18 protein-coding genes are annotated in these 12,360 nt (G+C 55.8%); 2 read left to right on the forward strand and 16 right to left on the reverse strand.

The features are described from left to right. Positions 1-288 precede the first annotated feature (288 nt). Positions 289-666, reverse strand: a complete 378-nt coding sequence (locus tag AWB81_RS36720; RefSeq protein WP_144444290.1) for a hypothetical protein — start codon at positions 664-666, stop codon at positions 289-291. Continuing rightward, on the reverse strand, positions 663-989 hold the full coding sequence (locus tag AWB81_RS36725; protein WP_062642771.1) for a hypothetical protein: 327 nt from the start codon (positions 987-989) through the stop codon (positions 663-665). The genes AWB81_RS36720 and AWB81_RS36725 overlap by 4 nt, the downstream gene beginning before the upstream one ends. Before the next feature lie 648 nt (positions 990-1,637). Between AWB81_RS36725 and AWB81_RS46050 the strand changes: the two genes are divergently transcribed. Both AWB81_RS46050 and AWB81_RS36735 read left to right on the forward strand, forming a co-directional pair. Next, on the forward strand, positions 1,638-1,811 hold the full coding sequence (locus AWB81_RS46050; RefSeq protein WP_159938997.1) for a hypothetical protein: 174 nt from the start codon (positions 1,638-1,640) through the stop codon (positions 1,809-1,811). Positions 1,812-1,860: 49 nt separating this feature from the next. After that, entirely contained in the window at positions 1,861-3,606 is a 1,746-nt protein-coding gene (locus AWB81_RS36735) for a hypothetical protein (protein WP_144444291.1), read from the forward strand. Positions 3,607-3,728: 122 nt separating this feature from the next. Here AWB81_RS36735 and AWB81_RS36740 read toward each other — a convergent pair whose 3' ends face one another. The 14 genes from AWB81_RS36740 to AWB81_RS36810 all read right to left on the reverse strand — a co-directional run bounded on the left by AWB81_RS36740 (position 3,729) and on the right by AWB81_RS36810 (position 12,243). Beyond that, the gene (locus AWB81_RS36740; RefSeq protein ID WP_062642778.1) at positions 3,729-4,028 is read right to left on the reverse strand and encodes a hypothetical protein; all 300 of its coding nucleotides are present in this window, start codon (positions 4,026-4,028) and stop codon (positions 3,729-3,731) included. After that, positions 4,025-4,408: a hypothetical protein gene (locus AWB81_RS36745; protein WP_062642781.1), complete on the reverse strand. Its 384-nt coding sequence runs from the start codon at positions 4,406-4,408 to the stop codon at positions 4,025-4,027. Before AWB81_RS36745 ends, AWB81_RS36740 begins: the two co-directional genes overlap by 4 nt. 72 nt (positions 4,409-4,480) lie before the next feature. Continuing rightward, a complete protein-coding gene (locus AWB81_RS36750) occupies positions 4,481-4,975 on the reverse strand; it encodes a hypothetical protein (protein ID WP_144444292.1) in 495 nt (164 codons plus the stop codon). A gap of 494 nt (positions 4,976-5,469) precedes the next feature. Further along, on the reverse strand, positions 5,470-5,784 hold the full coding sequence (locus tag AWB81_RS45210; protein ID WP_144444293.1) for a hypothetical protein: 315 nt from the start codon (positions 5,782-5,784) through the stop codon (positions 5,470-5,472). Positions 5,785-5,964: 180 nt separating this feature from the next. Next, a complete protein-coding gene (locus AWB81_RS45215) occupies positions 5,965-6,759 on the reverse strand; it encodes a hypothetical protein (protein WP_144444294.1) in 795 nt (264 codons plus the stop codon). A 1-nt stretch (position 6,760) separates the two neighbouring features. After that, a complete protein-coding gene (dcd, locus tag AWB81_RS36765) occupies positions 6,761-7,345 on the reverse strand; it encodes a dCTP deaminase (RefSeq protein ID WP_062642809.1) in 585 nt (194 codons plus the stop codon). Between the two features lie 237 nt (positions 7,346-7,582). Further along, a complete protein-coding gene (locus AWB81_RS36770; protein ID WP_062642790.1) occupies positions 7,583-7,948 on the reverse strand; it encodes a hypothetical protein in 366 nt (121 codons plus the stop codon). Further along, the gene (locus tag AWB81_RS36775; protein ID WP_062642793.1) at positions 7,941-8,234 is read right to left on the reverse strand and encodes a hypothetical protein; all 294 of its coding nucleotides are present in this window, start codon (positions 8,232-8,234) and stop codon (positions 7,941-7,943) included. Before AWB81_RS36775 ends, AWB81_RS36770 begins: the two co-directional genes overlap by 8 nt. Before the next feature lie 64 nt (positions 8,235-8,298). Continuing rightward, positions 8,299-8,811, reverse strand: a complete 513-nt coding sequence (locus AWB81_RS36780) for a hypothetical protein (protein WP_062642795.1) — start codon at positions 8,809-8,811, stop codon at positions 8,299-8,301. 157 nt (positions 8,812-8,968) lie between these two features. After that, the gene (locus AWB81_RS36785; protein WP_062642797.1) at positions 8,969-9,487 is read right to left on the reverse strand and encodes a hypothetical protein; all 519 of its coding nucleotides are present in this window, start codon (positions 9,485-9,487) and stop codon (positions 8,969-8,971) included. Between the two features lie 141 nt (positions 9,488-9,628). After that, on the reverse strand, positions 9,629-10,159 hold the full coding sequence (locus tag AWB81_RS36790) for a hypothetical protein (RefSeq protein ID WP_062642799.1): 531 nt from the start codon (positions 10,157-10,159) through the stop codon (positions 9,629-9,631). A 482-nt stretch (positions 10,160-10,641) separates the two neighbouring features. Next, a complete protein-coding gene (locus tag AWB81_RS36800) occupies positions 10,642-10,992 on the reverse strand; it encodes a hypothetical protein (protein WP_062642803.1) in 351 nt (116 codons plus the stop codon). Between the two features lie 19 nt (positions 10,993-11,011). Continuing rightward, a complete protein-coding gene (locus tag AWB81_RS36805) occupies positions 11,012-11,311 on the reverse strand; it encodes a hypothetical protein (protein WP_062642805.1) in 300 nt (99 codons plus the stop codon). 206 nt (positions 11,312-11,517) lie between these two features. Beyond that, on the reverse strand, positions 11,518-12,243 hold the full coding sequence (locus AWB81_RS36810; protein ID WP_062642808.1) for a hypothetical protein: 726 nt from the start codon (positions 12,241-12,243) through the stop codon (positions 11,518-11,520). Between the last annotated feature and the right edge of the window lie 117 nt (positions 12,244-12,360).

A 12,360-nucleotide genomic window follows, 5' to 3' on the forward strand; every position in this document is an offset into this window, starting at 1 on the left:
GAGACTGGCGCGCGAAGCCAACTAAGCGAGCCGGATCGGATTACCGAGAACTGGATCGGCGCTCACGAACGCCAAGACGAGACCGTAAGAAAGGCGCAAGAACTCGGCACTCTCGAGCTGATGCAGTAGCTTTTGGCATAGGGGGCGCAAGTCCCCTTTGCTTTTATGCCGTCTGTGCGTGTTCACGAAACATCGAGGTCGATGTACCGTGTTGGTGATATGCGTCTGAGATGATCTGGAATAAAAAAAGGGGACCATCGGGTCCCCTGATTTATGGCGTTGCAGATTTTAAACTTCCGGTACGGTTAGCGAATAGTGCGCCTGCCGATGGTGCTTGACCGCGATGAACGTGATCTTTGTCTCCGACACACCGTAGAGAAGCGAGTGATGTTCCATCACGTTTTCTCGCACGCTGTCGAAGTTCAGTTGATCGAGGAGTTCCTTCTGCTTCTGGTTCTTTTCGCGTATCTCCTTCTTTCTCGAAGAAGGGGGTTCGTACGCTTTCACCAAGTGCGGTCGGTCGAGTACGAGCGGTTTGAATTCTTCGATCTCGGTTTCCAGTGCGAGCATTCTATCGGGTGCAGACACCGGGTCTTGGTCCAACAGGAACTCCGCAATTTCGTCTAGGGATGGGACGTACGTTAAAGCGAAATCAATCTTTCTCATCCCTTAGCGAGCGCCTCTGCAGACCGTTTTCGAAGCCGCTCCATCCGAGCGTCAGAGCTGCGGCGCACTTCCTCTTCCGAGACGGTCCCGTGATCGCGAATCGACTCCAGGGCCGCGATGACGTCGTCCACCGTGAACGGACTGACGTAGGCCTCCCGATGCGTGAGCTTCTCGAACATCTCGGCGTCTATGACAACCGCGCGCGGGGTGCCGTCCTTCTCCCGAAGCACCTTGACGTTGCCGGTGTGCATTCCGTCAACGAGGTCACGCATCGGTGCACCCAGCGTGTCGATCGAGACGTCTTCCACAGTTGGGGTTGCCATGGTTTGATCTCCCTGTAACTTGCTGATTTTACGACATTACTCGATCGAAAGAGGGCGGTCAATGCTCCGTCCCTTTTATTTCTTTTGCGTAGTTAGTAAGCGTTTCCCGTGAAACTAATAGGGATGCGACCCTATAAGAAAACCAAAATCGATTGATCGGCGTGCTGCACCTTCTTGACTACCGGAGTGAGATCCGCCCATTCTATCGGTCTGAGCATCCCGTCGCAGGTGGTGTTCGGAATGACCTCCTTGCACTCCACTCCGTCGAAGCGCAGCGACTCCTTGGCCGGCACCCAGAACGTGACCGCACTTCGGGCAGGCGACCCAGCGCGAGTGAATCTCCAGGCCGGGTCGATCCTCGAACAGCAGATCCCCAGCAAACCGGAAGAAGTTGCGGAACATGTTCACGCGTACCACTGTCGTATTGCCCAAAGCAATTGTTTCTTGAGCTGCCTTTAAGAATGACGCCAATGCAAGAAAGGCGATCCTCCGACAGTCTGCGGCGCCTTCGTGCTTTGTTGGCTCTGTGATCTTTCTTCTGATCATAAAGTTCGCGGGCTTAGGAGCGTGCTTCAAAAATTCTATGCAGTTAGAGTGCCCGCCTCCTAGAATTATCAAATTCCGAGTCCTTCGGCCGGAGCGACTGATATGAGATATCTGACCACGTCTTTCCTTTTGTACACGCTGGTTTTTGGTCTTGCGCTTGCCAGCACCTCTTCGCAAGCAAAAGAAGGCAGTAGTCGTCCGGAATCGTCGAAGAGCAAAGAGGGCGTGCAAGTCACGGCGGGTGACACGCCGGACGCCGGGGCGTTCGTGTTTTAGCAGGTTAAAGAAACGTTGCCGAATCGCATGAAAGAATACGATGCACTGCGTGCCGAGCATTGATTTCACGCAGCTCTTTGAGGAAATCGTCATGGCCTCAGTGAGAAAGACGGCAATTAAGCTCGCGTCGTTTTTTGGTGGGATATTCCTGCCATTTACCGTCCTGGCTTGCCCTGACTGCCAATATGAGTTTTGCATCGTCGGCTGTTGGTGCATGCCGAAAGATCAATGCGTTCTCCCTCCGGCGATCAAGGATTTCGGCAAGGCAGTGGGAGACGCGCCAAGACTCGTCGTGACGACGTTCGAAACAGCAGTCTCCGACATAGGGAATACAATCCACAAAGCCTTTGACGACACGAAAAATACGTTGGATATCGCCATAAAGGACGGAGTGGCGAATATTACGAAAGCAACCAAAGACGCGAACGACGAACGTGGTCGGTTCGGGCGTGAGTTGGGCAATACTGTCCACGCAATCGAACATGCGGTCCAACACGAAGCCGAAGGTGCGCTCGACAGCGCTCGTGCGGCGGAGCGGAGATTCCGCGAAGGCAAAGTAGTGGACGCGGTATGGCACTTGGCCTTAAGCCCCGTGCAGGTCTCCGAGCACAGCGCCTCAGAGGCGGTGCTCGAAAGCGCCTATCTCAGAGGTGTCGGGCAAATCGCGGCTAACACTTATGGTGGGCCCGGTGGTGCGGCCGCGTACGCGACTTGGCTGGCATATCATCAAACAGGCGACCCGAGCCTCGCGCTTCGTGTGGGCATTCTTTCGGGAGCAACTGCGAGTGCCTACGGAGCGGCCGGAGCAATTACTGATACAGCTAAAAAGGCAGTGGTAACCGGAGCCATTGGCGGGCTCGCTGTTGCGGCTGCGGGTGGCGACGAAAAAGCCGTTAAGGAGGCTTTCTTGATGGCGGGCGCTATGGTCGTCGTCCAAGATGGCTTCAAGGAGTACACGAAGCATGAATTAGATCCGAGAGCCTCCGAAGGGACCGAAGCATATTGCATAAGCGCCACTGCAACCCACTGCGTGCCGCTGCCCGAGGGTGCAATCCTTGGAACGGATGACAAGGGCAACTTTGTAGTCGATATGGCCAAGGTTGATCCTAGGATTCCGGCGGTTGGACTCAAGGACAACACGGCATTTTTTAACGAATCAAATCCAGCAATGGTGGGTGTTTCAAAGATTCCCGGCATGCAAGCCATGGCCATCTTCCATGACACCTGGACGGTAGATTGGAAGTCGGACGCAATGGTTAAGGCGTCGATCCTTCCGGCCATCGTGTTGACCTATGTGGGGACCACGGCGCCGGTTTTCGAGAAGCTGGATGACACAGCCGTGGAGAAATCGCTTAACGGAACCCTCGTCGGACAGTGTTGTGAACGCCCTCCAAGTAAGACTGAGACTGCGATCAACGCGGCGCGAGTGGTTGACAGCGCGGTGAGTCTTTCTGAGGAAAAGGACTACACCGTTATCGCACTCGAACGCCGGAACGGACCGCTTTGGTGCAGCGATGGACACATTTTCACGGGAGGTAACAAATTAATAAAACTCTACAGTTGCTTTCACAAAAAGAGCAACGGAATGATGACCGACACGGCGTTTAACCCAAACACAGACTCCGCTTGTCGTGTGCTCATGACGCATGCGGGGCACACGGAACTCGTCAAGAATTCGATGTTCGACAGAGATGGCTGCACTCCCGAGTTCGAGGCAAGGCTCAATTCCGCACCTCCAGATGGATCCACCAGATGGTATCGTGCAGATGCTCGGGTGAGTACCGCGGCGCAATAGCCGTTGGCGTCCCGACCATCACACCTCTCCGCGGACCGTCGTCTGGGGCGGACAGCAGGTCCGTCCTTTGCACGTAGCTGAGGCAAGAAAACGGCCCACCGAGACGGTGGGCCGTAAAGGAACTACAACTCAATCAAGCGAAACTGATTTCGCACGCGCCAGCTCTCCCCATCAAACCCGGTCGTTACCGCGCCGAGCGCCTGTTGCCCCATCTCGAACGCACGCGCGCCTCGACCACTCACCCAGAATGGGTTCTCAGTGTGATTCGTGCGAAAGACATCCGCGACGTCATGCAGACGTTGCGTCGCCATGTAGAGACGCTGGCAGTGACGGATCAGCTCCTCGCGCGTCATGTTGTCGAACGGGGACTCGCCCCACTCGAGCTTCTTCGGCTCCTTCTCTTCCTTCGCGAAATAACTCACCCTTCCTCCTTGATTCTCCGAAAGATCACTGACTTCCCAATCAGACCCACGTAGCTGTACGGGAATCTGCCTTCCTCGGGCGTGAAGATTCCTTTTTGTCGCAGCTCGTCGACCATCGCTAAACCGAGGCCTAATGCCGCGTCTGAGAACTGCCCCATGACCTTCTCAGGGACCTCGGTGTCCGAGTTGATGATGTCCATCACTGCGTTGTCGACCTGATCGTCGGCGTGGGCACAATCATCGATGTAGCAGGACAGCCAACTCACCATCGAGGCGGGGTCGGTGTCCAGCAAGGCATCGAGGTTCTTGACTTCCTTTTCGTATTCACTAATCGGCTGCCGCAAATCGAGAATCACTGCGTCGGGGTAACGCACTGCCATAGCTTTGCTCCTCGTCGTAAATAACGGACGGAATAGGAGCCTTCGACTCGATGCGGAGTCGAAGGCCGAGAGTCAAGCAGTTTGCTGATCGCTGTCGATCAATCCGTTGGTGAAGAGAACCGTGCCGGCCGCGACATGTTCCAGATCGGAGGGGCCGTACGTATCGACGGACGCACTCCGCTCGTGGTTGTCGTTCGGTGCGCTGTGCACGACCTTGCCGATTGGTGTGAACGAGCCGGGACCTTTGGTCTTGATGCCCCGAAGGAGGACTGTGTCCAGATCCTTGCGGGAGTCGAGGTCCAGCGTTTCGCTGCGGCCGTGACAGCGACCGTCATCGACGAAGCCCGCCGAGATGACTTCGCCGTCGCGGAACTTGCGACGCCAGTTACGTTCAGAGCCGAAGCGAATGCATTCAATGGCTTCCTTCATGCGATCGTGGTCCACGTCGCGCGGGAACACGAAGATCGACTCAGCCCCGTCGACCACTGCAACGATGTATTTCATTTTGCTTTTTCTTCCTTCAGTTTCCTGTTTTCTTCGAGCAGCCGCCGCGACGCCGACGGTCATCTACGAAGCCTGCTGAGGTAATCTCGGGACGTACTTTTATGCACCCCGGCCTTGGCGCATTTCGGGCTCGCACTAATTGCTTATTCGAGCTATAAAGAATGAGCTGGATTGATATCAACGGCGGCCAATATGAAGCTACTTACATCATTGTTTCTTGTCGCCCTCCTTGCGCCGCCAGTGCATGCTGAACAAGGTGATGCCGAGGATCGAGCAGATCTTCAGAAATGGGGCGCTGGCCATTCTGGAAAGGCCAATGCGTCCTCATCGCCCGATCAATCACCGAGCAAGGTGATGCCTGTCAGTGTGCCGGCTCCCAAAGCAGCCTCAAGTCCCTCGAATGATACTAAAGGGTTCTGATTGCTTTGTAAGCTCGCGGACCTCGTTTCGCGGCCTATCTTCAGTCGGTCGACCACTGCAACGATGGATTACATTTTGTCTGGAAGTAGCGAAACGCCCAGCAAGGGGCGTCGTATTACGGCATCTTTTCTTCAACGTCATACCGCCACATCGCGTTCTCCATAATTCTTTCTCACGCCCTGCAGGTTGCGCATCGTGAGATCGAAACTGCCGATGAACTGACGCACGGTCGTGTACATCTCCGCCTGCTGGCGGCGAGTGCAGACTTCCTGCAGGTCGTCCGCAAGGTTCAGCGCTGCCTTCAGGGTTTGCAGTTCGTCACCGCTCGTGCCGAACGTCGCCAGTCGCTGGTATCGCTCCCCGACCAGGATGAGACTATCGATCGCTGCCTTGAACACCTCATCCAGCGGTCCTCGATTGTCAGCAAACTCCGTCAATGCAGCGCCGACCACTACACGGAACGCGATGGATGCAAACTCCGGCTTTCCGCCCCGACCATCGATGATGGCTTGCAGATGTTGGTGAGGAATCAGCTTCAGTTTCAGTTCGTCCGCTTTCGAGTGCCGAATAATCGAAGGCAGGCGCGGTGCAGGCTTCCGCGATTGATAGAAGTGTTGTCTAGTCACGATGCATTAAATTAAATCAAAAGACACTGCTTCCTCGTCAGCATCCGGGAAGTCGTACACGATCGGCTCGCGCTTCGTTCGAGGTGCCACGGGAGTTTCGAGAGCTCTATCGATCGGCCAGTTGTGGGTTTTCAGGCGCTGATTAAGTACGCTGAACGGCACGCCTGATTGCCTCGACCAATCAGCTACCGACCGACTCAGACCGTTGTGCGTATAGAAAATCCGTTCCGGACTGTTGACAGGTAGGCTCAGGGCTTCCTCCGGTGACATCCCGTATTCACTAAAGCGACGCTTCAGGGTGCCATACGGCAAACCAGTTTCTGTCGACCACGCCAAGATGCTCTGGGTCTTTCCGTTATGGGTGACGAGACGCGGAGTTTCCTTAAGCTGCTTTGAAATGGCTTCAGTAACAGGAAGTCCGCTATCGAGCCGATCCTTGAGCGTGTGCTTGTTCATTCCGACTTCACGCGCAATCTGCGGGGCAGTCATACGCTGGCCATTAAAACCGTAATAGACGTTGACCCTTCGATTGTTCGCCTGCACTTCAGCTGTTGCCCATCGACAGTTGAATTTGTCATAGTCACCATTTACATCGCGGCGATCGAGCGAGTATTCGGGGCCGGGTTTTGGCCCCATGTCCGTGTAGAAGTTCTCGAACGACAGAAGCCACCGTAAACAGACACGGATTCCACGGCCACCGTAGCGAGGGTAGCCGGGTTCTTTCGGATTATTGCACCGAGCTTTCATCGAACTCCATGCATTGTACTCCTGAGACTTTGACAACCCGTGTTTGCTGTTCATTTCAGACTTTGGCCGTTGTTATGCCTCTCTGGTTCTGATACTTGCCAGCGCGGTCCTCGTAGGAAACGTCACATTGCTCGTCGCTTTGCAGAAACAAGAACTGTGCGATTCCCTGGTTTCCATGCACTTTCATCGGTAGCGGCGTCTGGTTGGCAATTTCGATGACAACCTGGCCAACAAAGCCCGGCTCGATTGGAGTGACATTAATCGCGCATCCCGCGCGAGCGTAAGTGGATTTGCCCACACAGATCGCGAGCACATCGCGCGGAAGACGAAATGTCTCAACCGTGTGACCAAGCACGTAACTGTTGGGGGGAATCACGCAAGTCTCCCCTTCATAGTCGACGTAGCATGCGTCACTCATCGCGAGAGGGTCGATGACGGCACTGTTGATGTTCGAGAAGATCTTGAATTTCGTTCCCAGGCGCACGTCGTAGCCGTAACTGCTGGTCCCATAGCTGATGATCTTCGACTCGACGTGCGTGACGATCGACGCATCGCTACCGACCAGTCCCGGAGTGGACGTGACCTTGCTTCGCACTTGTCCCGACTCGAACGGCTCGATCATCGCACCGTGAACCTGCATCCAGGTCTTCTTCTCGTCCGGCGTCAGCAGCACAAGCTCACCGCTGTAGTGCTCGGCTGCCACGCCGTTATCGCGCGTCACCCATTCTCCATCATCCGTCTTGTGAAGGTAAATCGAAGTGAACCCGTTCAGAATCACACCATCGGGTGCGCTGCACATGCGCTTGATCCACGCATCGCTCTTAATGCTCATGCTTGTCCTCGTACTGCTTGTTAGAGTTGTTTAAGTTGTTGACTGTTACGCCGCCATGGCCAGGCGGGGGTTCTTGACGATCAGACCGCCGCGCCGATTCGTGTTCCATGCGCCGACCTTCCCGTTTGAGAACTTCCGGGCGAATTCCACCGTGACGTCAGCGCGTTCGCACTCGCGCTGGGCGCCGAACGTGAAAAGCATCGGACGCAGACGAAAGAAGAAGCTTCCGTCGCCGCCTTGTGCCGTGACGATCCCGTGCGCCATCGTCATTGCGGAGGTCTCGCTCGAAAAGAGCTGCGCGTCCTCCGCTACCGTGGTGAGCGCCCTCGACGGGCTCATCACGTTGATGAAGAAAAGATCGGGTGCATCCGCGCGCGCGATCCTGATGCGGAACAGGTGTCGCTCATTCATGCACGAGCTCCTTTTCCGTTTCGCGCAGGCTGTCATTCGGATCCTCATCGACGAGCTCCAACCAGTCCTCTGCACAATCCACTTCCATCCCGATTCCGCCGTGCTCGGAGATTAACTCTCCGCCATCGGCTGACACCACACGCCAGATCTCGCCCCACAGCGAATGCGGCGGGCGATCCGTGTAAAGAAACTTCGCACGACAGATGCGACCAACCGAAACACCCCTGGGCCCGTTGGCCGAGCCAATGATCCGGCACAACGCGCCGGGCGTTACTCGCTTAGACATCGTTGTCCTCGTAGCTTGAAAAGAAAAGGGGCGCTGGCCAGAGCGCCCCCGTGTTGATGGGTGGTTAGTTTTTCTCGGATTCGTCGTCTTCTTCGTCGCTGTCTTCTTCTTCGTCGGTTGGCTGACCCTGCTGCGGAGGCGGTCCGTCTCGGTACATCCACATCATCATTCCCTCTGGTTCTTCCCGACGTCGGAAGACGGCCGACTTCTCAGTCGCCCAGCCTGCAAAGTAGAAGTCGAACCGACCATCGTTCGGGTCGTAGAGTCCGAAGTTGTTGAGCTGTTTGACGATCGTCGTGCCCAACTTCATCGCGGCATCGGTGAAGCAGGTGATGACATTGGACCGAACGCCTGCGTCTTGCATTCGGTACTCGATCTCGGAGACGCCGTCATACAGTTCGGTCTCGTCGTAATCTCTGGACGAGATCTGATCCGTGATGTAGTTCACGACCTTGCTGACATCTGTCTGGACCGAATCTCCGATCGGCTTTACCTGCTTCTCGTACGCGGCAACGGCCTCGCCTATATCCAGAATGAAGGCGTCGGGATGGCGGATCTTGTCTTTTTCGTCTGGCATGACTACCTCCGTTAGTCCATGAGCCGTTGACGATCCTCCGCTGTCCAAGTACGTGATATGTGGTCGAGATCCAGTTGAATCGAGTTCATGCTGCGCTCCTTCTGTTCAGTAAGAATCAAGCAGCCTCGTATTGGCCTGTATGTGTGCATTGACGCGTCTAGTGCGCGTTCACCACGTTCTGACCTGACACAAACGAAAACTCGGGGATGCGCAGCACATCGCGCGCGAACACGCGCAGCACGTCTGCGTAGGAGTCGTCCTCGACCACTTCCGGATAGAATGTGTTGAACCTGTTCAAACTCCAGCCAGTGAGGTTCAGCTCGTTCAGTTGCTTGTTGATGAACTGGGTCGCGAGGAAGGAAAGAAGGGCAGTCTGATTGGCGGGGACGACCATTCGGCCGAAGATGCGAGCGGGACCGTACTGACGGCCGCCGACGCCGAAGCGCAACTCCAGCATGCCGGCTTCAACATCGATGCGGTGCAGGATCATGCGCGCGAAACGATCGTAGACAGCGAGGGCATAGGCCGAGCCCGGATCGGTAGCATCCGGAACGGTCACAGTCGGGGCGAAGTACGGGATGTTGCGGTTCTCGATGTCTTCGAGGATCGCGGCGAGGATGGGGGATAGCTCCAAGTACTGCGAATCGGGGTACTTCCCGTCTACTGCTATATTCATTGTTATTTCCTCAGATTTGGCACCAGTCTTCGTAACCCTTGTTGGGTACAACCAGACGATTACTGGGGTGCGTAAGAACTTCCCTGAACCGGTAGAACGGACAAAAAAAAGAGTCAGGCTTGCGCGCTGACTCTCTCGTTTTCACCATCCACGATCTTGTCGATGCGGCCACACGGGTCGGTAGCCTTGCGGCCACTGACCGGTTGGCAGCGCCCGATAGAATGGGATACCCACGCTCACTACGATGCGCGGCGCGGGAGGCGGTGCGTAGACGTACTGTTGGGAAGGCACCGGAACATACATCGGTTGAGGTTGTTGTTGCACGTACTGAACGGACGGTTGCTGGTACAGAGGCAACGGCGGATTAGCCTGCACATAGTCCGTGGTTGCGTCGTTGCGCGCGTTCTGCTCAGCGATGATGCGTCGCTGTCTCGCGACTTCTTCCTGCCGGCCTGCGATCACGCCATTGCGATAGGCACGCGCCACGTCACTCATGCGGTGGTCGGGATCTTCCGACGCGCCGTCCGCATTGATCACGTACTCGTTGGGGGAGAGCGTGCGAGCGATTGCAGGCGGGGCACCATCATCGTAGCCGTCCAGCGGACCGTCGGCACGAGCCGAAATCGATGCCACCATGAGCAGCACCGCGATTGCAAAAGCAAAGGCCTTCATGTTTCGTTATCCTTAGTGTTGTCGATACAAGACGGCATAAAGCAGACAGGGCGCGCCTATCCGCAGAAGCCAGACGAATTACAGAGCACGGAGATCAGAGCCGCGGATTCGATAACGAACGTGTCCGATTCGCTGATTCAAGCCCGCATCGCGTTTGAGACGTTCCTGGAGCAAAGCCAAGAACTGTTGACGCCCATCGTTGAGTACAGCCTCACGATCGAAGTGCTCCGAGTTAAACTGAAAGTATTCGCGGAGCAATTCACGGGTGCCGGTCGAGAGCGTGACCGACACTCGCATGTTGTAAGGGTAGGTCGGAGAAGCCATTTTTTATCGGGCGAGTTTCTTTGACTCGCCTCTCCTGTAATTGTATTTGACTTACTTCGCTGGCTTGTAGTGGTGGAAGGGGCAGCGGTCTTTCCCGGGCATTTGGCGCGCGCGCCTTGCCCAACCACAGCAGTCCGCGCACTCCTTTCGTTCTTGACTCATGCCGGCTCCTGTGAATCGTCTTCCATGCGATCGAGGATTTCGCTTGTGAGCTCGTCCTGGAGCTCTTCCTCACATCCGTCCTCGTCCTGAGTGACCGACGTGATGGGGGCGGTTCCCATGCGATGCGCATGGTTCTCAGCGAACTCTTCCGGATCGGAGAGTCCAGACATCAGGGCGGCTTGCGTGCGAGAGTAGCCTTCCTTCGTGAGTTGGTGGAACTTCTCGTGGTCTTCGACGATCGTCGGGTAAAAGCAGTCGCCACAGAATCCGGAGTTTTCGACACCGCCGTCTGTCACGATTTGTTCGCAGCCATGTTTGCCGCGATTGGCTTTGCAGGGTGTATCCATCTTGTTTTCCGAGTAAAGACTATTTATTCGACGCGCTCTGACTTGCGCAGCGATTGTGAAACCATTCGGTGAGCGCATCCACCCAGATCGGCAGGGAGAAAAAGAACAGGACGATCAGGTTGAGGATCGGAAGACATCCGAGCAGCAGCATCCATCCGATTCCATTCCACTTCAAGTTGTAGCCGATCTTACTGGTCGCTCGTCGCAGTGGATCACGGTATAGCTTGTAATCCTCGTAGAGCAGCACAAAGAACGTACCCAACAGAGACACAGCGCTCAGGATCAAGTAAATGACCCCGGTCCATTTCAAAACAGTCATGTCAAGCTCCACGCGTTACTGATAGGGGTAGGTGGGGGCACTGAAAATGCTTCATTGAAGTCTGCATCGATTTGCGCGTCACCGATGAAATCGTTGAAGCACTTCCTGACTTCCCCCAGATCGAGGATCACGAGTTTGGGGTGTGGCAGCATCCCTCTCCCTAAGAAAAAAAGAGTGGAGAAGCGTCTGCCTCCCCGCCCTTACCATTACTTCGTGGCGACGGTCTGCGCCGCGCCCAGTTGTTGAGCCGTTTGCTCGATGGACTCGATGCGAGCCATCTTTGCGAGCTGCGACTTCTGGTCTGCCGAGAGCTTGTCGAGCAGCTTCTTCTGCTGGTCGTCAGTCAACGGGCCAACCGTGTCAGGTGCGGCCACCACACGAACCGGCGGGTTCAGTTCTTCGTCCGACATCGGGGTACCCGAAATCGGATCGAGGAGCGGCTCGCCAGCTTTCTTCCATTCCTCCGGACGCATCGGGCAAGCACGGTGCACCGTCACACCATCCTTACGTTGATAGGCGATGCCGCCCGTGGTCGCAATTGCGTAACGGATAACCTCACGCGAGCACAGGACACCGATGGCTGCTCCGCGCTGACCTTGATTCCAGAGAAGCTGACCGAAGTTACCGGCCTGGCAGTCCTCGTCTTTCCAGGTGGAACCGAAGGACAAGCTAATCATCCGGCCGGAGCCGCCGATAGAGCTAGAGCCCGAGCAGGTTTGCAGGCCAGCGACGAGACCCGCGGGAATCGCGCTGCTCGCCGAATACTGAATGCCACCGGGATTGCTGACCGGTGCAAACACTACCGTGCCACCTTGTGCTGCTGCCTGCGTGGATGCGTTCGCTGCTGAAGTGCCGCTCGACGTCTGTGCGTATGCTGCGCAGCCGAAGAACATCAACGACAGAATCGAGAGAGTGGCCAGAATCTTTTTCATTTCGTGGTTTCTATGTTATTTGTCGACGGAATAAAAAAAGGGTTCGTCAGTAAAAACTGTGGGTCGACGGAGGCTCGGGTAGTTTTCCAAGTGCATGATAAAGCGCGATTTCTGTCG

Origin of the sequence: Caballeronia arationis (genome assembly GCF_001544975.2) — a bacterium.
GTDB lineage: Bacteria > Pseudomonadota > Gammaproteobacteria > Burkholderiales > Burkholderiaceae > Caballeronia > Caballeronia arationis.

Coding starts and splice junctions, on each gene's coding strand:
- AWB81_RS36720 (WP_144444290.1), bottom strand. CDS start 666: ATGAGAAAGATTGATTTCGCTTTAACGTACGTCCCATCCCTAGACGAA.
- AWB81_RS36725 (WP_062642771.1), bottom strand. CDS start 989: ATGGCAACCCCAACTGTGGAAGACGTCTCGATCGACACGCTGGGTGCA.
- AWB81_RS46050 (WP_159938997.1), top strand. CDS start 1,638: ATGAGATATCTGACCACGTCTTTCCTTTTGTACACGCTGGTTTTTGGT.
- AWB81_RS36745 (WP_062642781.1), bottom strand. CDS start 4,408: ATGGCAGTGCGTTACCCCGACGCAGTGATTCTCGATTTGCGGCAGCCG.
- AWB81_RS36750 (WP_144444292.1), bottom strand. CDS start 4,975: ATGACCGTCGGCGTCGCGGCGGCTGCTCGAAGAAAACAGGAAACTGAA.
- AWB81_RS45215 (WP_144444294.1), bottom strand. CDS start 6,759: ATGAACAGCAAACACGGGTTGTCAAAGTCTCAGGAGTACAATGCATGG.
- dcd (WP_062642809.1), bottom strand. CDS start 7,345: ATGCAGGTTCACGGTGCGATGATCGAGCCGTTCGAGTCGGGACAAGTG.
- AWB81_RS36770 (WP_062642790.1), bottom strand. CDS start 7,948: ATGAATGAGCGACACCTGTTCCGCATCAGGATCGCGCGCGCGGATGCA.
- AWB81_RS36775 (WP_062642793.1), bottom strand. CDS start 8,234: ATGTCTAAGCGAGTAACGCCCGGCGCGTTGTGCCGGATCATTGGCTCG.
- AWB81_RS36780 (WP_062642795.1), bottom strand. CDS start 8,811: ATGCCAGACGAAAAAGACAAGATCCGCCATCCCGACGCCTTCATTCTG.
- AWB81_RS36785 (WP_062642797.1), bottom strand. CDS start 9,487: ATGAATATAGCAGTAGACGGGAAGTACCCCGATTCGCAGTACTTGGAG.
- AWB81_RS36790 (WP_062642799.1), bottom strand. CDS start 10,159: ATGAAGGCCTTTGCTTTTGCAATCGCGGTGCTGCTCATGGTGGCATCG.
- AWB81_RS36800 (WP_062642803.1), bottom strand. CDS start 10,992: ATGGATACACCCTGCAAAGCCAATCGCGGCAAACATGGCTGCGAACAA.
- AWB81_RS36805 (WP_062642805.1), bottom strand. CDS start 11,311: ATGACTGTTTTGAAATGGACCGGGGTCATTTACTTGATCCTGAGCGCT.
- AWB81_RS36810 (WP_062642808.1), bottom strand. CDS start 12,243: ATGAAAAAGATTCTGGCCACTCTCTCGATTCTGTCGTTGATGTTCTTC.